The 23,418-nt window shown below is 71.9% G+C and carries 22 protein-coding genes; 7 read left to right on the top strand and 15 right to left on the bottom strand.

Features of this window, described 5'->3' with window-relative positions; translation table 11 throughout:
* Positions 1-32 precede the first annotated feature (32 nt).
* The 3 genes from BM342_RS16265 to BM342_RS16255 form a co-directional block, all read right to left on the bottom strand.
* On the bottom strand, positions 33-1,394 hold the full coding sequence (locus BM342_RS16265) for an LCP family protein (RefSeq protein WP_092967999.1): 1,362 nt from the start codon (positions 1,392-1,394) through the stop codon (positions 33-35).
* Positions 1,391-1,858, bottom strand: coding sequence for a 5-(carboxyamino)imidazole ribonucleotide mutase (gene purE, locus BM342_RS16260; RefSeq protein WP_092968753.1), 468 nt, complete (start codon positions 1,856-1,858; stop codon positions 1,391-1,393). The genes BM342_RS16265 and purE overlap by 4 nt, the downstream gene beginning before the upstream one ends.
* Before the next feature lie 153 nt (positions 1,859-2,011).
* Complete coding sequence (locus BM342_RS16255) at positions 2,012-3,163, bottom strand: 5-(carboxyamino)imidazole ribonucleotide synthase (RefSeq protein ID WP_092968751.1); 1,152 nt, start codon at positions 3,161-3,163, stop codon at positions 2,012-2,014.
* A 102-nt stretch (positions 3,164-3,265) separates the two neighbouring features.
* On the opposite strand from BM342_RS16255, the gene BM342_RS16250 reads away from it, so the two are divergent.
* Positions 3,266-3,883, top strand: coding sequence for a GtrA family protein (locus BM342_RS16250; RefSeq protein ID WP_255368873.1), 618 nt, complete (start codon positions 3,266-3,268; stop codon positions 3,881-3,883).
* On the opposite strand, the gene BM342_RS16245 is transcribed toward BM342_RS16250, so the two are convergent.
* From BM342_RS16245 to BM342_RS16235, 3 genes are all read right to left on the bottom strand, one after another.
* Positions 3,870-4,688, bottom strand: a complete 819-nt coding sequence (locus tag BM342_RS16245) for a DarT ssDNA thymidine ADP-ribosyltransferase family protein (RefSeq protein ID WP_092967997.1) — start codon at positions 4,686-4,688, stop codon at positions 3,870-3,872. The genes BM342_RS16250 and BM342_RS16245 overlap by 14 nt on opposite strands.
* 185 nt (positions 4,689-4,873) lie before the next feature.
* Complete coding sequence (locus BM342_RS16240) at positions 4,874-5,575, bottom strand: PH domain-containing protein (protein ID WP_143109912.1); 702 nt, start codon at positions 5,573-5,575, stop codon at positions 4,874-4,876.
* Between the two features lie 34 nt (positions 5,576-5,609).
* Positions 5,610-6,461 carry a biotin--[acetyl-CoA-carboxylase] ligase gene (locus BM342_RS16235; protein WP_092967993.1) on the bottom strand — a complete coding sequence of 284 codons (852 nt, stop codon included), beginning with the start codon at positions 6,459-6,461 and terminating at the stop codon, positions 5,610-5,612.
* An 84-nt stretch (positions 6,462-6,545) separates the two neighbouring features.
* Here BM342_RS16235 and BM342_RS16230 point away from each other — a divergent pair, with 84 nt between their 5' ends.
* Both BM342_RS16230 and BM342_RS16225 read left to right on the top strand, forming a co-directional pair.
* A complete protein-coding gene (locus BM342_RS16230) occupies positions 6,546-8,168 on the top strand; it encodes an acyl-CoA carboxylase subunit beta (protein WP_092967991.1) in 1,623 nt (540 codons plus the stop codon).
* A gap of 8 nt (positions 8,169-8,176) precedes the next feature.
* A complete protein-coding gene (locus BM342_RS16225) occupies positions 8,177-8,425 on the top strand; it encodes an acyl-CoA carboxylase epsilon subunit (RefSeq protein ID WP_092967989.1) in 249 nt (82 codons plus the stop codon).
* 326 nt (positions 8,426-8,751) lie between these two features.
* Here BM342_RS16225 and BM342_RS16220 read toward each other — a convergent pair whose 3' ends face one another.
* Genes BM342_RS16220 through BM342_RS16205 form a run of 4 tightly spaced genes read right to left on the bottom strand, consistent with a single transcriptional unit; the run spans position 8,752 to position 13,089 of the window.
* Positions 8,752-9,777 carry a hypothetical protein gene (locus BM342_RS16220; protein WP_092967987.1) on the bottom strand — a complete coding sequence of 342 codons (1,026 nt, stop codon included), beginning with the start codon at positions 9,775-9,777 and terminating at the stop codon, positions 8,752-8,754.
* Positions 9,774-10,955, bottom strand: coding sequence for a sensor histidine kinase (locus tag BM342_RS16215; RefSeq protein ID WP_143109911.1), 1,182 nt, complete (start codon positions 10,953-10,955; stop codon positions 9,774-9,776). The genes BM342_RS16220 and BM342_RS16215 overlap by 4 nt, the downstream gene beginning before the upstream one ends.
* A 40-nt stretch (positions 10,956-10,995) precedes the next feature.
* Positions 10,996-11,688 carry a response regulator transcription factor gene (locus BM342_RS16210; RefSeq protein ID WP_255368871.1) on the bottom strand — a complete coding sequence of 231 codons (693 nt, stop codon included), beginning with the start codon at positions 11,686-11,688 and terminating at the stop codon, positions 10,996-10,998.
* Positions 11,689-11,712: 24 nt separating this feature from the next.
* A complete protein-coding gene (locus BM342_RS16205) occupies positions 11,713-13,089 on the bottom strand; it encodes a class I SAM-dependent RNA methyltransferase (protein ID WP_143109910.1) in 1,377 nt (458 codons plus the stop codon).
* Positions 13,090-13,134: 45 nt separating this feature from the next.
* Here BM342_RS16205 and BM342_RS16200 point away from each other — a divergent pair, with 45 nt between their 5' ends.
* Together BM342_RS16200 and BM342_RS16195 are read left to right on the top strand one after the other, a co-directional pair.
* Positions 13,135-13,776: a Maf family protein gene (locus BM342_RS16200; RefSeq protein WP_092967981.1), complete on the top strand. Its 642-nt coding sequence runs from the start codon at positions 13,135-13,137 to the stop codon at positions 13,774-13,776.
* A 106-nt stretch (positions 13,777-13,882) separates the two neighbouring features.
* Positions 13,883-15,652 carry an acetyl/propionyl/methylcrotonyl-CoA carboxylase subunit alpha gene (locus BM342_RS16195; RefSeq protein WP_092967979.1) on the top strand — a complete coding sequence of 590 codons (1,770 nt, stop codon included), beginning with the start codon at positions 13,883-13,885 and terminating at the stop codon, positions 15,650-15,652.
* Positions 15,653-15,697: 45 nt separating this feature from the next.
* Here BM342_RS16195 and BM342_RS16190 read toward each other — a convergent pair whose 3' ends face one another.
* Positions 15,698-17,209 carry an APC family permease gene (locus BM342_RS16190; RefSeq protein WP_092967977.1) on the bottom strand — a complete coding sequence of 504 codons (1,512 nt, stop codon included), beginning with the start codon at positions 17,207-17,209 and terminating at the stop codon, positions 15,698-15,700.
* Between the two features lie 42 nt (positions 17,210-17,251).
* Entirely contained in the window at positions 17,252-18,682 is a 1,431-nt protein-coding gene (locus tag BM342_RS16185) for an NAD(P)H-quinone dehydrogenase (RefSeq protein ID WP_092968747.1), read from the bottom strand.
* Between the two features lie 85 nt (positions 18,683-18,767).
* Here BM342_RS16185 and BM342_RS16180 point away from each other — a divergent pair, with 85 nt between their 5' ends.
* The gene (locus BM342_RS16180) at positions 18,768-19,595 is read left to right on the top strand and encodes a purine-nucleoside phosphorylase (RefSeq protein ID WP_092967975.1); all 828 of its coding nucleotides are present in this window, start codon (positions 18,768-18,770) and stop codon (positions 19,593-19,595) included.
* Positions 19,596-19,604: 9 nt separating this feature from the next.
* Positions 19,605-21,356, top strand: a complete 1,752-nt coding sequence (locus BM342_RS16175; protein ID WP_092967973.1) for a phospho-sugar mutase — start codon at positions 19,605-19,607, stop codon at positions 21,354-21,356.
* A 57-nt stretch (positions 21,357-21,413) separates the two neighbouring features.
* Here the strand turns inward: BM342_RS16175 and BM342_RS16170 are convergent, their stop codons facing one another.
* The 3 genes from BM342_RS16170 to BM342_RS16160 all read right to left on the bottom strand — a co-directional run bounded on the left by BM342_RS16170 (position 21,414) and on the right by BM342_RS16160 (position 23,384).
* Positions 21,414-21,698: a PTS sugar transporter subunit IIB gene (locus BM342_RS16170; protein ID WP_092967971.1), complete on the bottom strand. Its 285-nt coding sequence runs from the start codon at positions 21,696-21,698 to the stop codon at positions 21,414-21,416.
* Positions 21,695-22,153, bottom strand: a complete 459-nt coding sequence (locus BM342_RS16165; protein ID WP_092967969.1) for a PTS sugar transporter subunit IIA — start codon at positions 22,151-22,153, stop codon at positions 21,695-21,697. Before BM342_RS16165 ends, BM342_RS16170 begins: the two co-directional genes overlap by 4 nt.
* Positions 22,154-22,271: 118 nt before the next feature.
* Positions 22,272-23,384 carry an adenosine deaminase gene (locus BM342_RS16160; protein ID WP_092968746.1) on the bottom strand — a complete coding sequence of 371 codons (1,113 nt, stop codon included), beginning with the start codon at positions 23,382-23,384 and terminating at the stop codon, positions 22,272-22,274.
* Between the last annotated feature and the right edge of the window lie 34 nt (positions 23,385-23,418).

Below are 23,418 nucleotides of genomic sequence, written 5' to 3'. Positions count from 1 at the left end.
TGCGCGGCGGAGTCGCCGGCCTGCCGCGATCGCTACTCGGCGGGCTCGGCGGTTGGCGGCGTCACAGCCTCCTGCACCAGCTGCCTGGCGTAGTCGTAGTCGGGGTCCTCGGGGTCGAACCCGTTCTCGGGCACGAGTTCGACATCGACGACGGGCAGTTCCTTCGTCTTGCTCGCCAGGTCGACGAAGTAGCCGAGCATCGACTGCGGCACATCGGTCTTCACGACCTGCGCACCGGCCGCAGCGATGTCCTGGAACTTGCTCAGCACGTTCGCGGGATTGAACTGGGCGAGCACCGCCTCCTGCAGCTGCAGCTGGCGGGCCATGCGGTCGTAGTCGCTGGTGCCGTGCCGCGAGCGCGCGTACCAGAGCGCGTGGTAGCCGTCGAGGTGCTGCTCACCGGCGGGGATCCACTCGGCGACGGTCGTGAACGTCTCGTCTGCGTGGATCGGCACGTCTTCTGGCACGGTGATGGTGACCCCGCCCAGAGCGTCGATGAGCTGCTGGAACCCCGCCATGTCGATGAGCGCGTAGTACTGGATCTCGAGTCCGGTGATGGCCTCTGCGGCGTCGCGCATGGCCTCGATGCCCGGTTCGCTGCCGTTCGCGTCGGCATCGGGGTACATCTCGGGACTCTTCAGCTCGACCTCGGTGTAGATCGAGTTGAGCATGCACGCGTCGACCTCGCAGCCGTCGATCGCGCCGTAGCCCTCGGGGTACAGGTCGTGCAACGGGGAGTCCTCGTTGAACGGGACGTCCTCCATGTTGCGGGGCAGGCCGATGGTGACCGCCTGCCCGGTCTCGGCGTCGATGCTCATGACCCGGATGCTGTCGGGCCGCAGTCCGTCGCGGTCGGGGCCGGCGTCGCCGCCGAGCAGCAGGATGTTGTAGCGGCCGTCGACCGGCGGTTCGCTGGGTCCTGCGACGAACACCGAGGAGAGGAATCCGCTCGTCGTCGTCGCGATGAACGCACCGTACGCGGCCGTTCCGGAGACGAGCACCATCGCGGCCACCGAGAGCAGCGCGACCCAGGCCCTGGCCGAGGGGGCCGTCTTCACGAGGCGCACGAGGCGCAGGGTGTCGAGGGTGAGCACGACCCACAGCACGGCGTAGAAGAGTGCGACGGCCGCGACGATCCAGAGGGTGAGGCTCGTGGACATCACGGTGTAGAACACGGCCGGCCAGAGCAGCCAGACGACGAGCGAGACGACGGCGAGGGTCCAGAGCGTGAGCGTCGCGCCGAGGCCGAACCGGCCGAGCCGACGGTCGCCCGCGAGCACCTGGGCGGAGCCCGGAACCAGGAAGTTGAGCACGACGAGCCACCACGCGCGCCGGGTCATCACGGTGCGCGATGCGGCGTCGGGGTACCGGATCGGGCTGGCGGCGAGGGTCATCTGGTCGACTTCAACCGTTCGTTCTTCTCCTCGACGAGCGCGGCGAGCGCCTCGGCGTAGGCGGCGAGCGCCTCGGTGAGCGCGGGGTCGGCCGTCGCGAGGATCTTCGCGGCGATGAGGCCCGCGTTCTTCGCGCCGCCGATCGACACGGTCGCGACGGGCACGCCGGCGGGCATCTGCACGATCGAGAGCAGCGAGTCGAGGCCGTCGAGCCGCGAGAGCGGCACGGGCACGCCGACCACGGGCAGCGTGGTGACCGAGGCCAGCATGCCGGGCAGGTGCGCGGCTCCGCCGGCACCCGCGATGATGACCTTGAGCCCCCGCGAGGCCGCCTGCTTGCCGTAGGCGATCATCTTCTCGGGCGTGCGGTGCGCCGAGACCACCTCGACCTCGTGGGCGATGCCGAACTCGTCGAGCAGGGCGGATGCCTCGCGCATGATGTTCCAGTCGGAGTCGGAACCCATCACGACGCCCACGAGCGGGGCGGTGTTCGTCTCAGTCACTTGATCGAGTGTACGGCCGAGCGCTGGGAGATGCCCGCAACGACACCGATGCGGGCGTCGCCGATGAGCGAAGCCGGAGCCGGCCGCCGCACGCGGGCGGCCACCGGCATCCGCTCAGTCCTGGAAGGCCGCCGCGGCGGCGCGCGCCTCGTAGACGACGGCGTCGAGGTCGTCGCCGATCGCGGTGACGTGCCCGACCTTGCGCCCGGGGCGCGGCGCCTTGCCGTAGTTGTGCAGCTTGACGGTGGGGTGCTGCGCGAGCGCCTCGGCGTAGCGGTCGGCGAGCGATCCCTCGACGGGCCCGCCGAGCACGTTGACCATGACCGACCAGTCGGCGTGCGTGCCGGTGCCGCCGAGCGGCAGGTCGAGCACCGCGCGCAGGTGCTGCTCGAACTGCCCGGTGGTGGCACCGTCCATCGACCAGTGGCCGCTGTTGTGCGGGCGCATGGCCAGTTCGTTCACGAGGATGCGCTCGTCGGTCGTCTCGAAGAGCTCGACGGCCATGACGCCGGTCACCCCGAGCCCCTCGGCGACGGCGAACGCGATCTCGGCCGCGACGTCGGACATCTTGCCGGCCGAATGCGGGGCGGGGGCGATGACCTCGCTGCACACCCCGCCGACCTGCACGGTCTCGACCAGCGGCCAGGCGACGGTCTCGCCCGACGGCCGGCGCGCGACCAGCTGGGCGAGCTCTCGACGGAAGTCGACGAGCTCCTCGACGAGCAGGGCGCCGTCACGACCGTCTTCGGATGCCGCGGCGAACCATTCGGCGACCTCGGCCGCGGTGCGCACGACCCGCACGCCCTTGCCGTCGTAGCCGCCGCGTGGGGTCTTCACGACCGCCGCGCCGCCGTGCGCCGCGATGAACTCGTCGAGCTCGGCCGGCGACTCGATGCGCGCCCAGTCGGGCACGGGCAGGCCGAGCTCGGAGAGGCGTTCGCGCATGAGCAGCTTGTCCTGTGCGAAGCGCAGCGGATCGGGGCCGGGGCGCACGGCCACGCCCGCGTCGACGAGCGCACGGAGCACGTCTTGCGGCACGTGCTCGTGGTCGAAGGTGATGACGTCGACCTCGCGGGCGAACTCGAGCACCGTCGCGAGATCGGTGTAGTCGCCGACGCGGTCGGCCGCGATCGCCGCCGACATGCCGTCGGCCTCGGCGAGCACGCGGATGTCGACGCCGAGCTCGATGGCCGCGGGGATCATCATCCGGGCGAGCTGTCCGCCGCCGATCACTCCGACTCGCACGCGGTCGCTCCTCTGCTTCAGGGGGTTCTGTTCGCGGGGTCCGCATGTCGCTGGCGCCCGCCGGAGCCGTCTGCGCGGCACCAGTTCAGTCTAGGCGGCATCCTCACGGCATAGGATGTGGCGGTGTCCAGCACCGCCCGCAGCGCACTCTCCCGAGCATGGGAGGGCCTGCTCGCCTACCTGGTGAAGTTCGGCGTGGTCGGGCTCATCGGCCTCGTCATCGACGTCGCGCTGTTCAACCTGCTGCGCATCGGCGTCTTCGGCGAGGACCACTGGGCGCAGTCCGCGATCGGCGCGAAGACCATCTCGACGAGCGTCGCGATCATCTTCAACTGGCTCGGCAACCGCTACTGGACGTTCCGGAGCCATCGTCGCAAGAACTACCTGCGCGAGTTCGTCGAGTACGTCGTCGTCTCGCTCGGCGGCATGGCGATCGCGCTCGGCTGCCTGTGGGTCAGCCACCACTGGCTCGGGTACACGAGCCTCGTGGCCGACAACATCGCGACGAACGTCGTCGGCCTCGGGCTCGGCACGGCGTTCCGCTTCGTGCTGTACCGCTACTGGGTCTACGGCCATCACCGCAGCGACGGGCTCTCGAACCTCGACCGGGTCGAGGAGGCGCAGCGCACGATCTTCGAAGAACCGGAGCACGAGCACGCGGATGCCGCGGGCGGCCCTTCGACGCCCGCGGGCCCCGATGCCGCCGACGGCCAGGGCCCGGCGGCGCTCAGCTCTCGCTGACGGCGCCGCCGTTCGGCTGGAAGTACGGCGGGTGCACCGCGACGCGCGTGCGCAGGTCGAAGGTGTCGAGCACCGCGCGGACGCGGTCGCGCACCCGGTCGTTGCCGACCGCGATGAGCAGCACCCGCTCGAGCGGGAGCGCGTCGTGAACGAGGAACTCGGCCGAGGTCAGCTGGGCGCCGTCGTCGTCGCGGTGGATGCGCTGCAGCGCGCGCAGCACGTCGGGCCACGCCGAGTCGACGACCGAGCCGGTGGCCGCGACATCCGAGCCGGTGACCGCGACCGCGCCGACCTGGTCGGTGCGGGCGCCGACCGCCTTCTCGATCGAGGTCACGAACAGCACGTGGTCGGCAGCGGGGCGGGCGACCGCACTGTCGGCGAGCCGCGGGTCGGGCGAGCCCGTGCGCACGGACTCCCACACGTGGGCGTCGGTCGAGAGCAGGAACGGCACGTAGTCGGCGACGACGTGCTCGGTGCCCGCGACGGGCGCCGAGCGGCGGAACTCGCGCGCGGCCGGGGCCGAGAGGTCGACCTCGGGCTGCGCGCCGGACGCGTCGGCGAGGATCGCGCCCGCGCCGAAGATAGACGCGAGGTTCTCGACGTGGGTCACGTGGTAGATGCGCACGGTCTTCGGGTCGATCGGCGTGAACGTCGCGGCGGCGCGCGTGCCGGGCACCCGCGCCGGCGGGCGGGTCGACGTGCGCGTGGTCACGCCGCGCAGCGACGTGGTCGTGCGGGTCGTGCGCACCGCGGCGGCCGCGGGCTTGGCGACCGGCTCGGGCGGCGGGAAGCACGTCGCGCACATGCCTGCTTCGAAACCGTGCCTGCATTCGTCCACGGGAGACCTCCATAGTGCGGCTCGCGCTCGGGGGCGCACGAGTCCGACCTTCTAGGGTAAGCCTTGAAACCGGATGCCGCGTGCGAGCCGCTTCGGCCTCGACCCCGCGGGGTGCGCTGGCGAGGCCCGAGAAGCCCGTCGCCGTGCGGAACTCAGCGCCGATGCCAGGCGACGGTGTCGCCGTCGAGACCGGCGCGGACGGCGCGCCGATGCTCGATCGCGGCGGGGCTCGAGGGATCCATGAGCTCCTGCAGCGCGGCCTGCACGAGCTCGGGGCGCGGGACGTCCTGCAGCACGAACGTGCGGTCGTGGGCGGTGTTGATGCGCACGTCGCCCGACCCGAACATCGACGCGATCCAACCGGCGCGCACGTCGACGTCCGTGGCGCGGCTGTTCAGCAGTTCCTGGCGCACGCGCGAGAACACGCCGTGGCGCAGCACGACCCGCCTGGTGGTGATGGTCGTGCGCCGGGCGAGCCAGGCGATGAGCGGCAGCACGCACCCGACCAGCAGCACGAGCACGGCTGCGACCAGGATGCCGAGCCGCACCCACGGATCGTCGAACACGCCGACCGCGTACGTCGTCGCTCCGACGACCGCGATGAGCAGCAGCGCCGACGGGATCAGGCGCCTCGCGTGCGAGCGCACGCGCGCGACGACCCGCTCGGGACGCATCACGGGCGCGGTGCCGCCCGGCGGGTACCCGGCCGCCGTCGCGGACGGGAGGCCCGGCGTACCGGTGCCGCTGCCTGCCGCGGTCCCGGCGGTGGCGCGCGGCCGTGCAGGGGCGGGCGGCGTCGCACCGGATGCGGCCGCGGCGTCACCGCGCGCGGCGCGGCTCGCGGCCCGTTTCACCGCGCGCGAATCGCTCCCCCTCGCCATACGCCCATTAATACCTCAGGTGGGTCACATCCCCGGCGGCGACAGCCTGCTCCTCGCCGTTCTCACGGTCGCGCACGACGAGGCGCCCGTCGGAGTCGAGGCGCTCGGCCGTTCCGAGCAGTTCCTCGTCTCCGGGCAGCTCGACGCGCACCTCGGAGCCGAGCGTGCCGCAGAGCGCCGACACGACCGGTGCGACGCCGCTCGTCTCCGCGTCGCCGCCTGCCGCGACGAACGCGTCGAACAAGCGCATGAACCCCGAGAGGTAGTCCGCGAGCACCGCGTCGGCGTCGGGCGCGACCCCCGTCGCGAGCAGCAGCGAGGTCGAGGTGAGCGTGGGCAGGTCGTGCTCGTCGAGCGTGAGGTTGAGGCCGGCGCCGACGACCACGGCGCCCGACTCTGGCAGCAGCTCCGAGAGGATGCCGCACACCTTGTAGCCCGATACGAGCACGTCGTTCGGCCACTTCAGCGCCACCTCCACCCCGCCGGACCGGTCGTCGGGGTCGGCGAGCGGGGCGGATGCCTCGGCGGCCGCCGCGACGGCGCGCGTCACCGCCTCGGTCATCGCCGCACCCGCGATGAGCGGGATCCAGCCGTAGGCGTCGGCCGGGAGCGGCCCGCCCTCGACGTCCTGGGGGCGCAGCAGCAGGGAGATCGCGAGGGTCTTGCCCGTGGGCGCCAGCCAGGTACGGCCGAGGCGCCCGCGCCCCTGCGTCTGGTCGTCGGTGACGAGCACCGAGCCGTGGGGCCAGCCCGCGGCATCCGCCCCGCCCGCGGCCTCGCGGAGCGCGTCGTTCGTCGACGTGGCGGTGACCAGGAACTCGAGACGGGGGGCGACGGCGCGCGACTTCGGAAGGTCCATGCCGACAGTCTCCCGCAGGCGGCCGCGCGGAACGCACACTTGCGGGGCGCCGATTTGTAGGAATCCCTCAACGAAGGCCGCCGGATGGGCGACGGTAGAGTGAATCGCGTGACCGATGCGACTGACGGCCCCGACCTCTTCACGACTGCGGGCAAGCTCGCCGACCTGCGTGCGCGCTACCACGAGGCGGTGACCGCGAGCGGCGAGGCCGCCATCGAGAAGCAGCACGCCAAGGGCAAGATGACGGCGCGCGAGCGCATCGCCGAGCTGCTCGACCCCGGCTCGTTCGTCGAGCTCGACGAGTTCGTGCGCCACCGCACGCACGCCTTCGGCATGGAGGCCAAGCGCCCCTACGGCGACGCCGTCGTCACGGGCACCGGCACGATCCACGGCCGCCAGGTGGCCGTGTACTCGCAGGACTTCACGATCTTCGGCGGCTCGCTCGGCGAGGTCGCCGGCGAGAAGATCATCAAGGTCATGGAGCTCGCCCTGAAGACGGGCGTGCCGATCATCGGCATCCTCGACTCCGGCGGAGCCCGCATCCAGGAGGGCGTCGTCGCGCTCGGCAAGTACGGCGAGATCTTCCGCCGCAACACGGCCGCATCGGGCGTCATCCCCCAGATCTCGATCGTCTGCGGCCCTGCGGCCGGCGGCGCGGTCTACTCCCCCGCGCTCACCGACTTCGTCATCATGGTCGACAAGACCAGCCAGATGTTCGTCACCGGCCCCGACGTCATTAAGACCGTCACCGGCGAAGACGTCGGCATGGAGGAGCTCGGCGGCGCGCTCACGCACAACTCGGTCTCGGGCGTCGCGCACTACCTCGCGAGCGACGAGTCCGACGCGCTCGACTACGCGCGCACGCTCATCTCGTTCCTGCCCGACAACAACATGACCGACGCGCCGGTGTACGACACCGAGTCCGCGCTCGAGACCACCGACGAGGACCTCCGTCTCAACACGGTGATCCCCGACTCCCCGAACCAGCCCTACGACATGCACGCGGTCATCGAGGGCATCGTCGACCACGGCGACTTCCTCGAGGTGCAGCCGCTGTTCGCGCCGAACATCCTCATCGGGTTCGCACGAATCGAGGGCCGCTCGGTCGGCATCATCGCGAACCAGCCCAGCCAGATGGCCGGCACCCTCAACATCGCCGCCGGCGAGAAGGCCTCGCGCTTCGTGCGCTTCTGCGACGCGTTCTCGATCCCGATCCTCACGCTCGTCGACGTGCCCGGCTACCTGCCCGGCACCGACCAGGAGTGGACCGGCGTCATCCGCCGCGGCGCGAAGCTCCTCTACGCGTACGCCGAGGCGACCGTCCCGCTCGTGACCGTCATCACGCGCAAGGCGTACGGCGGCGCGTACATCGTCATGGGCTCCAAGCAGCTCGGCGCCGACATCAACCTCGCCTGGCCGACCGCCGAGATCGCCGTCATGGGCGGCCAGGGCGCGGTCAACATCCTCTACCGCGGCGAGATCAAGCGCGCCGAAGAGGCCGGCGAAGACGTCGCCGCCGTGCGCACGAAGCTCGCGAACGAGTACACCTACAACGTGGCCTCGCCGTTCCTCGCCGCCGAGCGCGGCGAGCTCGACGGCGTGATCGAGCCCGCGGCCACTCGCGTCGCGGTGCTGAAGGCCCTGCGCTCGCTCCGCACCAAGCGTGCGAGCCTGCCGCCCAAGAAGCACGGCAACATCCCGCTGTAAGGGGCGACATGAGCACGCTTGACGAGAACACCACCGAATCGGATGCCGCGGCGCGCGCTGCGGCCATCCGGTTCACCACGCGCGGGGTCACCGACGAAGAGGCTGCGGCCGTGACGGCGGTGCTGCTGGCCGCGATCGACGCCGAGGCCGACGCCGCGCAGGCCATCGAACCCGGGCGCAGCGCATGGACGCGCAGTGCGGGCTCGATGCGCGGAGCAGACCTCCGAAGCACGCGCTGGAACCGCAGCGCAGGCTGAGCCGCGAGGCCTCGGGCGACCTCGAACGCGCATGTCCCCCACGCGTGTCCCCCGAAAAGCCGACTGTCGAGGTCACGGCACGTTTGTGAACATGGTTTCTGCAGGCTCCCTCAGGGAGCCGCCACCCTCGTCGGTCGGGTAACCGGCGAGTGGTTGGGGGCGAGTCAGGGCGATATTCGGGTTGTCGCCGTGGCTCGGGCTTGTTGGGGGGTTCGACCATCGGTCGGCCCCCCAACCTTCTTTCCGGGGCGCATCCGGCGCCCGCGATCGGTGCCTCGCTCGCCTCGCTCGCCTTGCGTCCGCGGAGGCCGACCGTCGCGCGGACGTCAGGCGCTGCCGATGGGCGCCTGTCGCGGGATCTCGAGCCACAGCTCGACGTCGAGGTCGTCGGGGTCGTCGACGTGCGCCGCCGGGTCGGGCTGCACGAGGCCGACCACGGTCACGGCGGTCGACGAGGTCTCGGCAGCCGTGCGGACCACGATGCGGTCGGCCTGCGACGCCCCGATCGCCTCCGCGACGAGTGCGAGCACGCGCTCGCGCTCGACGGCGTCGAGGTCGTCGATGCCGCCCTCGTCGAGCAGGGTCACGACGGCGCCGCGCTCGCGCGCGGCCTGCACCCGCATCCGCACGTCGTCGGAGAGCAGCATCCGCCCTCGGATCTCGTCGCGGATCGCCGCCTCGAGCATGCGGCACTCCCGACGCTGCTGCGCCGTGAGCACGCCGCCGCGATCGGCGATGCGTCGCAGCATGGGCGCGGCGATGCGGTTGGTCTGCACGAGCCGGGTCTGGCCGACGAACAGGTGGGCGTCCTGCGCGGCCTGCCACTCCGCGGCCTCGCGCTCGGCGTGCGCGTAGCGCCTGGCCTCGCGCGCGGCGGTTCCGAGCGCAGCCGAGAGCATGTGGGCGATCGCGACCCACGCGATGCTGCCGATGACGCCCAGCGTGCCGAGCGCGAGCGGTCCGTCCCAGACGACCGTCTGCACCGCGAGCGCGATCACGCCCAGCCAGGCCGCCGTGAGCTGGCGGCGGGCCGCGGCGATGGTCATCAGCGTTCCGACCGCGGCGACGTACCACGTCGCGTACCCGTTCGCCGCGTCGGGGTCGAGCTGGCTCGTCACGAGCAGGGGCAGCACGATGCTCACGGCGAGGTCGAACGCGGCGAGCCAGTCCGGCATGCGCACGCGCGATCCGACCGACAGGCTCGCGATCGTGGCGGCCGCGTAGAGCACGAGCGCGACGACCGTCGGCCACGGGGAGGCGGGCACCTCGATCGACGAGATCGCGAGCGCCACGTGGTAGGCCGAGAACAGTGCCGCGAGCAGCAGGAGCAGGGAACGGGGGATCCCGATCATCGTCCGCCCTCCGCTCCGGCTGGCCACGAGAGCGAGACCGTGGTGCCGAGCCCGGGCGTCGACTCGATCGTCGCAGAACCGCCGACGTTCGCCATGCGTTCGAGGACCGAGACCCGCACGCCGAGACGCTCGGCCGGCATCGCCTCGACGTCGAACCCGGCGCCGTTGTCGCCGATCTCGATGATGCAGCCGCCGGTTCGGATGCCGCGAACGCGCAGCTCGCGCCGCACGGCGCGCCCCGGCTCGTCGGCGTGCTGCATGCTGTTCACCATCGCCTGGACGGCTGCCGCGTACAGCGCCTCCCCGGCGTCGGCGGGCAGGTCGACGCCGCCCGTGTTCACCACGCGCACGGTGAACGGCGCGGCGAACGAGGCGAGCGCGGCCCGCAGCCGGCGAACGAGCACGGGCAGCCGCATGCGGTCGTCGGCGAGCGGTTGCGCGGCGCCCGCCTCGTCGAGCCGGTGCATCGCGTCCCGCGCCATCCGGGCCGCGAGCGCCTGCTCGTCCGGCGAATCCGCGGCCGCAGCCGAGAGCAGCGTCGTGAGCACGCTGTCGTGCACGAGCGCGTCGACCTTCGCACGCTCGAGTTCGGAGGCGTGCAGGCGCACGGCGTGCTCGTACCGCTGCAGTGCCGCCTCCTGCGCGATGTCGACCGTCTTGGCCGCGTTGCGGAGCATGGTCACGATGATGAGCACGACGGCGCCGAGGATCAGGGCGTACATCGCGTCGAGCAGCGCGACGAGCGGCGTCGCCGATCCGCCGGTCGGCAGCAGCCGCACGACGCCGTACATCGCGGGCACGAGCGCCGTATACGCCGCGGCCCACGGCATCGGCAGGGCGACCGCGGCCGCGGTGGTCGCGACGGTGCAGAGATAGTACAACCACGGCGGCGCCGCCGCGACGATGCTCGGATCCTCGACCACGAACGGCCAGACGACGATCGACGCGGCATAGAGCACGGCGAACGTGAACGCGGCGCTGCGCATGGCCGTGCGGCTGAGCGCCGCGAGTCCGATCGCGAGGATCGCGCCGTAGAGGAACGCGATGATCGCGGCGCCCGCGCCCGGTCGCAGGCCCGCCGTCTGGTCGAGCGCGAGCGGGAGCGCCTGCAGGCCGAACACGACGCCGAAGATGCCGAGCGCGCGGCTCGCGACGGTCTCGACCTGCTCCCGCGTCACCGCCGTCCGGCGCCGCACCACCGCACGTGATGCGCGCGCCTCAGCGCCGGGGGTCCCCGCCGTCACCGTCGAGCCCCGGGAGGATGCCGTCTTCGACCGCGCGACGCAGCAGGTCGACCTTCGTCGGCGCAGGGCGCCCGACCTCGACGTACTTCGCGCGGATGCGGTCGAGGTACTCGCGGGCCGTCGAGTGCGCGATGCCCAGCTGGGCCGCGACGAGCTTCAGGGGCAGGCCGGAGGCGTACAGGTGCAGCACGTCGTGCTCGCGGCGGCCGAGCTGCGCCTTGGCGAACTCCCGGTCGGCCTCGATCGCGCTCGCCCACTCCACGTTGTTCAGCGCGTCCCCGCGCGCCACGGTCGCGATGGCCGCGATGACGGAGGCCATCGGCGACGCCTTCGGAATCACGCCCGCCGCCCCCGCGGCGAGCGCCTCGCGAACCGCGGCGACCCGATCGGCGATGCTGTGCACGAGCACCGCGCTGCCCGTGGCGAGGATGCTTCGGACGTTCTCGGTCACGCTCGATCCGTCGCCGAGCGAGAGGTCGAGCACGACCACGTCGCACCGCCGGCGCTCACGAGCGGCGAGCGCTGCGAGCAGGTCGGGCACGTCGGCCGTCTCGGCGACGACGTCGTATCCCGCATCGCGGCACGCCGCCCGGAGCCCGAGCCGCACCGCCTCGTGGTCGTCGACGATCGCGACCGTCGCTCGCTCTGCCTGTGCTGCACCCGACAACGGATCCCCCTTCTGACCGGTCAGTCACACGATAGCGGCCAGCCGGGCGACCGCCTCGACATGGTGCGTGTTCGGGAACAGGTCGAACGCCTCCAGCGCCTCGAGCTCGTATCCGCGTTCACGGAACAGCCCGATGTCGCGGGCGAGTGCGACCGGGTCGCAGGCCACGTAGACGAGCTGCCGCGGCCCGAGCGCGACGAGCCGCTCGACGACCTCGCGTCCGGCGCCGGAACGCGGCGGGTCGAGCACGACGGTCGCGTCCCGCAACCGCGCACGCTCGCCCGGACCCGCGTCGGCCTCGAGCTGGGCGAGGTAGCGATCCACCCGAGCAGTCACGGCCCTGGCCCCCACCCAGTCGGCGAGGTTGGCACCCGCGTGTGTCGTCGCGCGTTCGTCGGACTCCACGCTCGTGATGCGAACGGTCTCGCCGAAGCGGTCCCCGACGGCGGCGGCGAGCAGGCCCACGCCGCCGTACAGGTCGAGGTTCGCCGCGCGCGGGTCGAAGCGGTCGGCGTCGACGAGGTCCTGGACGGCCTTCGACAGCGTCGCCGCCGCTCCGCGATGCACCTGCCAGAACCCGTCGCGGTCGACGGCGAAGCTGCGGTCGCCGACGATCTCGGCGGTCACCGGGCGGCGGTCGCGCGGCATCCGCTCGCCCTCGTCGACGACGATCACCTGCGGGTCGGCGCCGCTCGGCGCGACGAGGTCGACCGTTCGCGCGCCCGGGAAGCGGTCGGCCAGCGGCGCGAGCGCGGCGAGCTCGTCGACGGCCAGGGGCACGGACGACACCGGCACGACCGTGTGGCTCCGTGCCGCGTACGGCCCGACGCGGCCCTCGCCGTCGACCTGCAGGCGCACCCGGGTGCGCCATCCGGTGCCGTCGGCGCGCACGCCCGGTGCGAGCGCCTGATCGACGGGCAGCACCTCGACCAAGCGGTCGACGCCGCCCATGCGACGCAGGGCGTCCGCGAGCACCTCGGCCTTCAAGGCGCGCTGGCGCTCGGGCGCGATGTGCCCGAACTCCGCGCCGCCGGCGCGACGATCGGGCGCACGCTCGACCGACGCCTCGGCCCACACGTGCGGGCGACGGTCGTCGGAGGCGGTGAGCACCTCGAGGGTGTCCGCTCGCCAGAAGCGCGTGTGGGCGGCATCCGTGACCCTCGCCCTGACCCGCTCGCCCGGGATCGCGTCGGCGACGAAGACGACGCGGCCCTCGTGGTGGGCGACCGCGACGCCGCCGTGCGCGATGCGCTCGACGTCGAGCTCGAGCACGGGCCCGTCGGTCGCGACGGGGGTCGAGGGGCGACGTCCGCGAGCTGCGGCCGGCGGGCCGGCGGGCTTCGCGCGGGAGGACTTCGCGCGCGTGGAGTTCGCGCGGGCGGGGCGTTGCTGGCGGGGCATGCATCGAGCATTCCACAGCCCGGCTGGGAGCGGCAGGATGGACCCATGCGCCTCTACCTCGCCTCGACGTCGCCCGCCCGCCTGCAGACGCTCCGCGCCGCAGGCGTCGAGCCGATCCCGATCTCGCCGGGGGTCGACGAGGAGGCCGCCGTCGCCGCGGCCGAGGCCGAGGCCGGGCATGCGCTCGAGGCGCCAGAGATGGTGCAGCTGCTCGCGCAGGCCAAGGCCGAGGCCGTGGTGGGCGCCGAGGTCGACGGCGAGCCGATCGACGGGTTCATCCTGGGCGGCGACTCGGCGTTCCTCGTCGGCGGGAGCATCCACGGCAAGCCGCACCTGCCGGAGGTCGCCAAGGCGCGCTGGCTCGAGCAGAACGGCTCGCACGGCGACCTCTGGTCGGGACACTGGCTCATCGACCACCGCGGCGGCCGGGTGAACGGCGCGGTGGGGCGGGCGGATGTCGCGACGGTGCGGTTCGCGGCCCTCGACGAATCCGAGATCGACGCGTACATCGCATCGGGCGAGCCGCTGCTCGTGGCCGGGGCGTTCACCGTCGACAGCCTCGGCGGCCCGTTCATCCGCCGCGTTGAGGGCGACCCGTCGACCGTGGTCGGGCTCTCGCTCTCGACCCTCCGCGACCTCGTGCGCGAGCTCGGAGCGGACTGGACCGCGTTCTGGAACCGCCCCTGACCCGGGCTCGACCTGCCCGGGCTTTGTCGACACCCGAAAGGGTCGGCCCCCTTTCTTGTGGGATCACCCCAAAGGCAATGAAACTCAGTTGAATAGGCTGAAAGGCATGCCGCGTATCACGAAGGTCCTCATCGCCAACCGCGGCGAGATCGCCGTCCGCATCATCCGCGCCGCCCGCGACGCCGGACTCGGTTCCGTCGCGATCTACGCCGACCAGGACCGCGATGCGAGGCACGCCAAGCTCGCCGACGAGGCGTACGCGCTCGAGGGCACCACGAGCGCCGAGACCTACCTCGTCGTCGACAAGATCCTCTCGATCGCCCGCCGCTCGGGCGCCGACGCCGTGCACCCCGGCTACGGCTTCCTCGCCGAGAACCCCGACTTCGCCCGCGCGGTCATCGCCGCGGGCCTGACCTGGATCGGGCCGTCGCCCGAGGCCATCGAGCGCCTCGGCGACAAGGTCTCCGCGCGCCACGTCGCCGAGAAGGTCGGCGCGCCGCTCGCCCCGGGCACGCTCAACCCCGTGGCCGATGCGGCCGAGGTGCTCGAGTTCGTCGATGTGCACGGCCTGCCCGTCGCCATCAAGGCCGCGTTCGGCGGCGGCGGCCGTGGCCTCAAGGTCGCCCGCACCCGCGAGGAGGTGCCCGAGCTCTTCGACTCGGCCACCCGTGAGGCCGTGGCCGCGTTCGGCCGCGGAGAGTGCTTCGTCGAGAAGTACCTCGACAAGCCCCGACACGTCGAGACCCAGTGCCTCGCCGACGAGCACGGCAACGTCGTCGTCATCTCGACCCGCGACTGCTCGCTGCAGCGTCGCCACCAGAAGCTGGTCGAAGAGGCGCCCGCGCCGTTCCTCACCGAGGCGCAGACCGAGGCGCTCTACACGGCGTCGAAGGCCATCCTCAAGGAGGTCGGCTACGTCGGCGCCGGCACGTGCGAGTTCCTCATCGGCCAGGACGGCACGGTCTCGTTCCTCGAGGTCAACACGCGCCTGCAGGTCGAGCACCCCGTCTCCGAAGAGGTCACGGGCATCGACCTCGTGCGCGAGCAGTTCCGCATCGCCGAGGGCGGCGTGCTCGACTACACCGACCCGGTCGCGGTCGGCCACTCGATCGAGTTCCGCATCAACGGCGAGGACCCGGGCCGCAACTTCCTCCCGGCCCCCGGGCCCGTGCACCAGCTGCGCTTCCCGGGCGGCCCCGGCATCCGCATCGACTCGGGCGTGACGAGCGGCGACGAGATCTCGGGCGCGTTCGACTCGCTGCTCGCGAAGCTCATCGTGACCGGCGCGACCCGCAAGGACGCCATCGAGCGCGCACGCCGCGCACTCGACGAGTTCGAGGTCATCGGCCTGCCGACCGTGCTGCCCTTCCACCGCGACATCGTGCGCAACGAGGCGTTCGCGCCCGCGGGCGACGAGCCGTTCACCGTGTACACCCGGTGGATCGAGACCGAGTACGACAACCGGCTCGAGCCGTGGTCGGGCGAGCTCGCCGCACCCACCGCGGCGACCGCGCGCACGAGCCTCGTCGTCGAGGTCGGCGGCCGCCGCATCGGCGTGACCCTGCCTGCGAAGCTCGCCGGCGGTACCTCGTCGTCGCCCACCGCCGGTGCGGCCCCCCGTCGGCGCACCACGTCGCACGTGGCCGGCACCGCGACCGGCGACGCCGTCAAGGCGCCCATGCAGGCCACCGTCGTGAAGGTCGCCGTCGCCGAGGGCGACAAGGTCGTCAAGGGCGACCTCGTGCTCGTGCTCGAGGCCATGAAGATGGAGCAGCCGATCGTCGCGCACAAGGACGGCGTCGTCGGCCTCGTGAACGCCGAGCCCGGCGCCACCGTCTCGAGCGGCCACCTGCTGCTCTCGATCGCCGACGCCTGAGCGGCCGCCCGCGGCATCCGCTCGTCCTGAATTCGTGCGCGCCCGTCAGCGCTCGACCGAGCCCTGCGGGGTCGGCAGCTCGACCTCGCTGACCCGCTCGCCCGCGATGCGGGAGTGTCGACGCCCGTAGAGCAGGTACACGACGATGCCGAGCGCGAGCCACACCAGGAAGCGGACCCAGGTGAGCGTCGTGAGGTTCAGCATGAGCCAGAAGCAGAGCACGGCCGAGAGGATCGGCAGCACGGGCGACCACGGCACGCGGAAGCCGCGCGGCAGGTCGGGGCGCGTGCGACGCAGCACCACGATGCCGAGACTCACGAGCACGAACGCCGAGAGCGTGCCGATGTTGATCATCTCCTCGAGCAGTCCGACATCGGTGAACGCCGCGACGAAGGCCACCGTCGCGCCGCCGATGATCTGGATGCGCGCGGGCGTCTTGGTGTGCTCGGTCGTCTTCGACAGCCAGCGCGGCAGCAGCCCGTCGCGGCTCAACGCGAACACGATGCGCGAGAGTCCGAGCAGCAGCACCATGATCACGGTCGTGAGTCCGGCGAGCGCGCCGACCGAGATGACGGCCGAGGCCCAGTCCTGTCCGACGAGCCGGAAGGCGGTCGCGAGCGACGGCGCCTCCTCCTCGGCGAGATCGGCGTACGAGACCATGCCGGTCATCACGATCGAGACGAGCACGTAGAGCAGCGTCACGATGCCGAGCCCGAGGAAGATGCCGCGCGGCAGGCGCTTCTGCGGCTCGCGCACCTCCTCGGCGCTCGTGGCCACGACGTCGAAGCCGATGAAGGCGAAGAAGACGAGGGATGCCGCGGCGAGCAGTCCGAAGATGCCGTACTGCGCCGGGGCGGCACCCGTCGCCCACGAGACGAGCGACTGCGTCCAGACATCCGCGGACCCGCCCTCGGTCGGCACCGCCTCCGGGATGAACGGCACGTAGTTCGCGGCGTTGACGAAGAAGAAGCCGACGACGATGACGAACAGCACGATCGCGACCTTGATGATGGTGAAGACCGCGCCGACCCTGGCCGTGAGCTTCGTGCCGGCGACGAGCAGCGCGGTGAACACCGCCACGACGAGGAATGCGGGCCAGCTCACCTCGAGCCCGCCGATCGTGAAGGTCGATGGGAAGGGCAACCCGAACGCGAGCAGTGCCTCGCCGAGGTAGACGCCCCAGTACTTCGCGATGACCGCGGCCGCCGTGAACATCTCGAGGATGAGGTCCCAGCCGATGATCCACGCGAGCAGTTCGCCCATGGTCGCGTACGTGAACGTGTACGCGCTGCCCGCGACGGGCACCGTCGAGGCGAACTCGGCGTAGCACATGATCGCGAGCCCGCACGTGACGGCCGCGAGGACGAACGAGACGATCACGCTCGGCCCGGCGAAGTTCGCCGCAGCCTGCGCGCCGACCGAGAAGATGCCCGCGCCGACGGCGACCGCGATGCCCATGAGCGCGAGGTCCCACGTGCCGAGCGAGCGCTTGAGGCTGCGCTCGGTGTCGTCGGCGTCGGCCAGCGACGCCTCGACGGACTTCACCCGCAGGTTCATGTCGTTCCCCCGAACCGCGCCGCCCCCGCAGCGCTCGTGGGCCTAGCGTACGACGTGCATGGCCCGCGCGGCATCCGTCAGCGACCCCGTGAGCGACGGGTATACGGGGAACGCCTCGGCGAACTGGTCGACCGTGAGCCGGTGCTCGACCGCGAGCGCGAGCGGGAAGATGAGCTCCGACGCCTTCGGTGCGACGATGACGCCGCCGATGATCGACCCTGAACCGGTCGAGGCGAACAGCTTCACGAAGCCGTCGCGGATGCCCATCATCTTCGCGCGCGGGTTGGACGCGAGCGGCAGTTTGTAGATCGCACCGGACACCACGCCGTCCTCGATCTCGCGCTGGGTCCACCCGACCGTGGCGATCTCGGGCTGCGTGAAGATGTTCGAGGTGATGTTGCGGTTCTCGGGCGGGTTCACGACGTCGCCCATGGCGTGGAAGACTGCCGTGCGGCCCTGCATCGACGCGACCGAGGCGAGCGGCATGAACGTCGTGCAGTCGCCCGCCGCGTAGATGTTCGGGATCGACGTGCGCGCGACCCGGTTGACCCGGATGTGACCGGAGTCCGAGAGCTGCACGCCCGCCTGCTCGAGGCCGATCTCACGCGTGTTCGGCACGGAGCCGACCGCCATGAGGCAGTGCGAGCCGCGCACCTCGCGCCCGTCGCCGAGCGTCGCGACGACCTCGTCGCCGTCGCGCACGACCGACTCGGCTCGCGCCTTGTTCAGCACCTTCATGCCGTTGCGCGTGAAGACCTTCTCGATGACGGATGCCGCGTCGGCGTCTTCGCCGGGCAGCACCTGGTCGCGACTCGAGATGAGCGTCACCTTCGCGCCGAGCGCGCGGTACGCCGACGCGAACTCGGCGCCCGTGACGCCGGAGCCGACGACGATGAGGTGTTCGGGCACCTGCTGCAGGTTGTAGAGCTGGGTCCAAGTCAGGATGCGCTGGCCGTCGGGCACCGCGGTCGGCAGCACGCGCGGCGACGCGCCGACCGAGATCACGATGGTGTCGGCCTCGATGCGATCGAAGTCGGTGCCGCCCTTCGCCGTCGACGCGATGACCGCGTTCGGGCCGTCGAGGCGGCCCTCGCCGTGCACGAGGTGCACGCCGGCGTCGAGGAGGTTGCGACGCATGTCGTCGGACTGCTGCGCGGCGAGGCCGAGCAGTCGCTTGTTGACTGCGGCGAGGTTGATGGCGACCTTCGGCTTCACGGCCTTGTCCGCATCGCCCTTGGCGTAGAACTGCACGCCGAGGTCGGCCGCCTCCTTGACCGCGTTCGAGGCCTCGGCCGTCGCGATGAGCGACTTCGACGGCACGACGTCGGTGAGCACCGCCGAGCCGCCCACGCCCGCGCGCTCGACGAGGGTCACCTCGGCGCCGAGCTGGGCAGCGGCGAGGGCGGCCTCGTAACCGCCGGGGCCGCCGCCGAGGACGGTGATCCGTTGGGTGCGCTCGAACTCGGAGACCATGCTCATATTCTGCCAGTCCACGTGCCACGGCCAACACACGAGCGGCGCCCTGCCGCGGCATCCGCGCCCTCATTAGAGTGGAGGGATGACCGAAGCAAACGTGCTCGACGACCCCGCCGCAGATCCCTTCGCCGTCGCCGCCGACGCCGCGGCCCGCATCGCGGAGCTCACCGGGGTCGAGCGCCACGACATCGCCCTCACCCTCGGCAGCGGCTGGGGCCGTGCAGCCGAGCTCATCGGCGAGACCACCCACACGCTCGCCGCGACCGACGTTCCCGGCTTCTCGAAGCCCGCACTCGAGGGCCACGTCGGCACGCTGCGCTCGGTGCTGCTGCCGAGCGGCAAGCGCGCCCTCGTCATCGGCGCGCGCACCCACTACTACGAGGATCACGGCGTGCGCCGCGTCGTGCACTCGGTGCGCACCGCGGCCGCGACGGGCGCGAAGACCATGATCCTCACGAACGGCGCCGGCGGCATCAAGGAGCACTGGAAGCCCGGCACCCCCGTGCTCATCAGCGACCACATCAACCTCACGGCCGACTCGCCGCTCGAGGGCGCCACGTTCGTCGACCTCACCGACCTGTACTCGAAGCGCCTGCGCGACCTCGCCCGCACGATCGACCCGTCGCTCGACGAGGGCGTCTACTGCCAGTTCCGCGGACCGCACTACGAGACGCCCGCCGAGGTGCAGATGGCGAAGGTCATCGGCGGCCACATCGTCGGCATGTCGACCGCGCTCGAGGCGATCGCCGCCCGCCAGGCCGGCATGGAGGTGCTCGGCATGTCGCTCATCACCAACCTCGCCGCCGGCATCCAGAAGACCCCGCTGAGCCATCAGGAGGTCATCGAGGCCGGCCAGGCGGCCGAACCCGTCATCTCCTCCCTGCTCGCGAAGATCGTCGCAGAACTCTAGGAGCACCGGATGTCGCAGCCAGACGCCTCATCGCCCGACGCCGCATCGTCGGGCGGCCCGTCGATCCCCTCCGACGACGCACGCCGCATCGAACTCGCCCGAGCGTGGGCGGCGCAGGACCCCGACCCCGAGACGCGCGTCGAGCTCGACGAGATCGTCGCGCGCGTGCAGGCGGGCGACGCGGCGGCATCCGCCGACCTCGCCGACCGGTTCGACCAGCGGCTCGCGTTCGGCACCGCAGGCCTCCGCGGCGAGATCGCGGCGGGCCCGAACCGCATGAACCGGGTGCTCGTTTCCCAGGCCGCGGCCGGGCTCGCGGCGTTCCTGCTCGAGCGCGCGCCCGGCACGACGCCGTCGGTCGTCATCGGCTACGACGGCCGCCGCAACTCGGCGGTGTTCGCACGGGACTCGGCCGAGATCCTCGCCGGCGCCGGCGTCCGCGCGATCCTGCTGCCGCGCCTGCTGCCGACGCCCGTGCTCGCGTTCGCCGTACGCCAGCTCGACGTGTCGGCGGGCATCATGGTCACGGCCTCGCACAACCCGCCGAACGACAACGGGTACAAGGTCTACCTCGGCGGCCCCGACCACGGCTCGCAGATCGTCTCGCCCTCCGACTCCGAGATCGCCGCGCACATCGCCGGCGTCGCGGCCACCGCCCTCGTGCCCGACCTGCCGCGCGGCGAGTTCGAGACCGCCGACGAGTCGCTCGTCGAGGCCTACGTGCACGCGACGGCGCAGGAGGCGGGCTACGCCCCTCCGGTACAGCCCTCGGTCGTCTACACCGCCATGCACGGTGTCGGCTGGGAGACCACGGCCCGCGTGCTGACCTCGGCGGGCTTCGACACCCCGGCGCTCGTCGAGCAGCAGATCCAGCCCGACCCGGCGTTCCCGACGGTGTCGTTCCCGAATCCCGAGGAGCCCGGCGCGATGGACCTCGCGTTCGCGCGCGCCCGCCAGGTCGGCGCCGAACTCATCGTCGCCAACGACCCCGACGCCGACCGGCTCGCGATCGCGATCCCCGATGCCGGCGCCGCAGAGGGGTATCGACGCCTCACCGGCAACGAGGTCGGGTTGCTGCTCGGATGGCGAGCGGCCCGCAGGGCGGCCGACGACAGCGGCGACGGCGCGTCCGACGGCACGCTCGCGTGCTCGATCGTCTCCTCCCCCGGTCTCGAGGCGATCGCGAAGGCGTACGACCTCGGCTTCGAGGCCACGCTCACCGGCTTCAAGTGGATCTCGCGCGCGCCGAACCTCGTGTTCGGCTTCGAGGAGGCGCTCGGCTACCTCGTGAACCCGGGCACCGTGCGCGACAAGGACGGCATCTCGGCCGCCGTCGCGTTCCTCTCGCTCGCGGCCGACCTGCACGCCACGGGCCGCACGGTCGCGAACCACCTCGACGAGTTCGTCGAACGGTTCGGATGCCACGACTCGGGCCAGATCTCCCTGCGCGTCACCGACCTCACCCGCATCGGCGCCATCATGTCGCGGCTGCGCGCCGAACCGCCCTCGGCGGTCGGCGGCATCGCGGTCGACCGCATCGAGGACCTCTCCGACGGATTTGGATCGCTCGCCCCCAGCGACGTGCTGCGCATCATCCTCGAAGACGGTTCGCGCATCATGGTGCGCCCGAGCGGTACCGAGCCGAAGCTCAAGATCTACCTCGACGTGGTCTCGCACGAGGGGTCGGTCGCCGAGCGGCGCACCGCGGCAGCCGCCACGCTGGCGACGCTCGAGGCGGGCATGCGCGACCTCACGGCCTGAACCCGCCCTCCGCAGTCGGGTCCGTGTCGCACGCTCGTGCCACGGGCCCGGCTCCGATCAGCCGAGCGAGCGCTCGAGCTTCGTGCCGATCTCCTCGACGTCGAAGTAGTTGACGATCTCGATGATCTCGGCGAACGTGCGCCCCAGGCGTTCGCGCACGGCTGCGGCGAGCTCGCTCGACGTGAGCACGACCTGGGCGTCGGCTGCGGCATCCGCCACCGAGGCGAGGTCGCTCGCATCGACGGAAGCCGTGAGGCCGAGCCGGTCGAGGGCGCGCTCGGCGTTGACCTTGAGGATCGCCGAAGTACCGATGCCCTCGCCGCAGACCGCGACGATCCTCATGCGCCCGCCTCCGGCTGGACGCCGAGCAGCATGCGGACCTCATCGGGGCTCGTGGCGGCAGCCAGGCGATCGATGACGGCGAGGTCGTTGAAGACGTTCGCGAGCCGCGCGACCGAGGCCACGTGCTCCTCGGCATTCGAGACGGCGAGGCCGATCACGACCCGAACCGGGTCGTTGTGCGGGTGGCCGAAGTCGACCGGCGTCGCGAGCGTCACGACCGAGAGTCCCTCGCCCAGCACATCGGGGCCGGGGCGGGCGTGCGCGAGGGCGAGACCCGGGGCGATCACCACGTAGGCGCCGAACTCCTCGATCACGCCGATCATGCGCTCGGTGTACTCGGGCGTGGTCACCTTGGCGCGCGTGAGCGCACGGCCGGACTCGCGCACCGCGGCGCGCCAGTCGTCGACGTCGGCGCCGAGGACGACCGCCGTGTCTGGCAGTGGCGTCGTGGTCATGGGTGGTTCCGTTCCGGCACGGACTCGCGCATCGAGCTCGAGTGGTGGTCGTTCGTCGGTTCTGCGGGTCGTGGAGCTGCGGTTCGGAGGAACCCCTCGCGAGCCGTTCTGGACGGGATCAGGCTTCGTCGAAGCCCTCGCGGATCACCTCGGCGAGTTCGTCCCGGTCGTCGAGGGGCAGGAACGCGGCCGCAGCGGCGTTCAGCTGGAACGTCTCGAAGTCGTCGAGGTCGTAGCCGAAGGCGTCGGCGAGCAGTGCGAGCTCGCGGGTGAGCGACGTCGCGGACTGCAGGCGGTTGTCGGTGTTGACCGTGACCCGGAACCCGAGCTGGTAGAGCAGGTCGAAGGGGTGGTCGATGAGCTCGTCGCCCCAGGCCTCGATCGCCCCGGTCTGCAGGTTGGACGACGGGCTGAGTTCGAGCGCGATCTCGCGGTCGCGCACCCACTGGGCGATCGGGCCGAGCGAGACGTAGGTGTTCTCGTCGTCCTGGCGCTCGATCGTGAGGTCTTCGGCGAGGCGCACGCCGTGACCGAGCCGCAGGGCGCGGCCGTCGAAGAGTGCGCTGCGGATGGACTCGAGGCCGTCTGCCTCGCCCGCGTGCACGGTGACGGGCAGGTACTGGCCGGCCAGGAAGTCGAACGCCGTGCGATGGCGGCTCGCCGGGAAGCCGGCCTCGGCGCCCGCGATGTCGAAGCCGACGACGCCGCGGTCGCGGTGGCGGACGGCGAGTTCGGCGATCTCGAGCCCCCGGTCGGCGTGACGCATGGCGGTGACGAGCTGACCCGTGCGGATCGCGTGGCCAAGGTTGCGGGCGTCGTCGATGCCCGCGTCGAGCCCGGCCTGCACGGCTTCGACGGCCTCGTCGAGGCTGAGGCCCCGTGCGAGGTGCTGCTCGGGCGCCCAGCGGATCTCGCCGTAGACGACGCCATCGGCCGCGAGGTCCTGCACGAACTCGCGGGCGACCCGTGTGAGTCCCTCGCGCGTCTGCATGACGGCCGTCGTCAGGTCGAACGTCTTCAGGTACTCGACGAGCGAGCCGGAGTCGGCCTTGTCGGCGAACCACGTGCCGAGCTCGTCGGCGTCGTGCACGGGCACGTCGACGCCGGCGGCGTCGGCGAGCTCGATGATGGTCTGCGGGCGCAGGCCCCCGTCGAGGTGGTCGTGCAGCGACACCTTCGGCAGAGCCTGGATGTTCGCGCCGTCGCCCTCGAGCCGGTATTCCGTCGGAATCGTGTTCACGTGTCCACGATAGCGGCGAGGCCGC

The organism is Agromyces sp. CF514 (assembly GCF_900113185.1).
GTDB lineage: Bacteria > Actinomycetota > Actinomycetes > Actinomycetales > Microbacteriaceae > Agromyces.
The sequence above is the reverse complement of the archived record's forward strand: the minus strand, read 5'-3'. Positions and strand labels throughout refer to the sequence as shown.

What these genes read in the sequence shown, in the direction of transcription:
- BM342_RS16265 (WP_092967999.1), bottom strand. Translation starts at nt 1,394, where the DNA reads ATGACCCTCGCCGCCAGCCCGATCCGGTACCCCGACGCCGCATCGCGC.
- purE (WP_092968753.1), bottom strand. Translation starts at nt 1,858, where the DNA reads ATGGGTTCCGACTCCGACTGGAACATCATGCGCGAGGCATCCGCCCTG.
- BM342_RS16245 (WP_092967997.1), bottom strand. Translation starts at nt 4,688, where the DNA reads ATGTGCGCGACGTGCTTCCCGCCGCCCGAGCCGGTCGCCAAGCCCGCG.
- BM342_RS16235 (WP_092967993.1), bottom strand. Translation starts at nt 6,461, where the DNA reads ATGGACCTTCCGAAGTCGCGCGCCGTCGCCCCCCGTCTCGAGTTCCTG.
- BM342_RS16230 (WP_092967991.1), top strand. Translation starts at nt 6,546, where the DNA reads ATGGGCGACGGTAGAGTGAATCGCGTGACCGATGCGACTGACGGCCCC.
- BM342_RS16225 (WP_092967989.1), top strand. Translation starts at nt 8,177, where the DNA reads ATGAGCACGCTTGACGAGAACACCACCGAATCGGATGCCGCGGCGCGC.
- BM342_RS16220 (WP_092967987.1), bottom strand. Translation starts at nt 9,777, where the DNA reads ATGATCGGGATCCCCCGTTCCCTGCTCCTGCTGCTCGCGGCACTGTTC.
- BM342_RS16205 (WP_143109910.1), bottom strand. Translation starts at nt 13,089, where the DNA reads ATGCCCCGCCAGCAACGCCCCGCCCGCGCGAACTCCACGCGCGCGAAG.
- BM342_RS16200 (WP_092967981.1), top strand. Translation starts at nt 13,135, where the DNA reads ATGCGCCTCTACCTCGCCTCGACGTCGCCCGCCCGCCTGCAGACGCTC.
- BM342_RS16195 (WP_092967979.1), top strand. Translation starts at nt 13,883, where the DNA reads ATGCCGCGTATCACGAAGGTCCTCATCGCCAACCGCGGCGAGATCGCC.
- BM342_RS16190 (WP_092967977.1), bottom strand. Translation starts at nt 17,209, where the DNA reads ATGAACCTGCGGGTGAAGTCCGTCGAGGCGTCGCTGGCCGACGCCGAC.
- BM342_RS16185 (WP_092968747.1), bottom strand. Translation starts at nt 18,682, where the DNA reads ATGGTCTCCGAGTTCGAGCGCACCCAACGGATCACCGTCCTCGGCGGC.
- BM342_RS16180 (WP_092967975.1), top strand. Translation starts at nt 18,768, where the DNA reads ATGACCGAAGCAAACGTGCTCGACGACCCCGCCGCAGATCCCTTCGCC.
- BM342_RS16175 (WP_092967973.1), top strand. Translation starts at nt 19,605, where the DNA reads ATGTCGCAGCCAGACGCCTCATCGCCCGACGCCGCATCGTCGGGCGGC.
- BM342_RS16170 (WP_092967971.1), bottom strand. Translation starts at nt 21,698, where the DNA reads ATGAGGATCGTCGCGGTCTGCGGCGAGGGCATCGGTACTTCGGCGATC.
- BM342_RS16165 (WP_092967969.1), bottom strand. Translation starts at nt 22,153, where the DNA reads ATGACCACGACGCCACTGCCAGACACGGCGGTCGTCCTCGGCGCCGAC.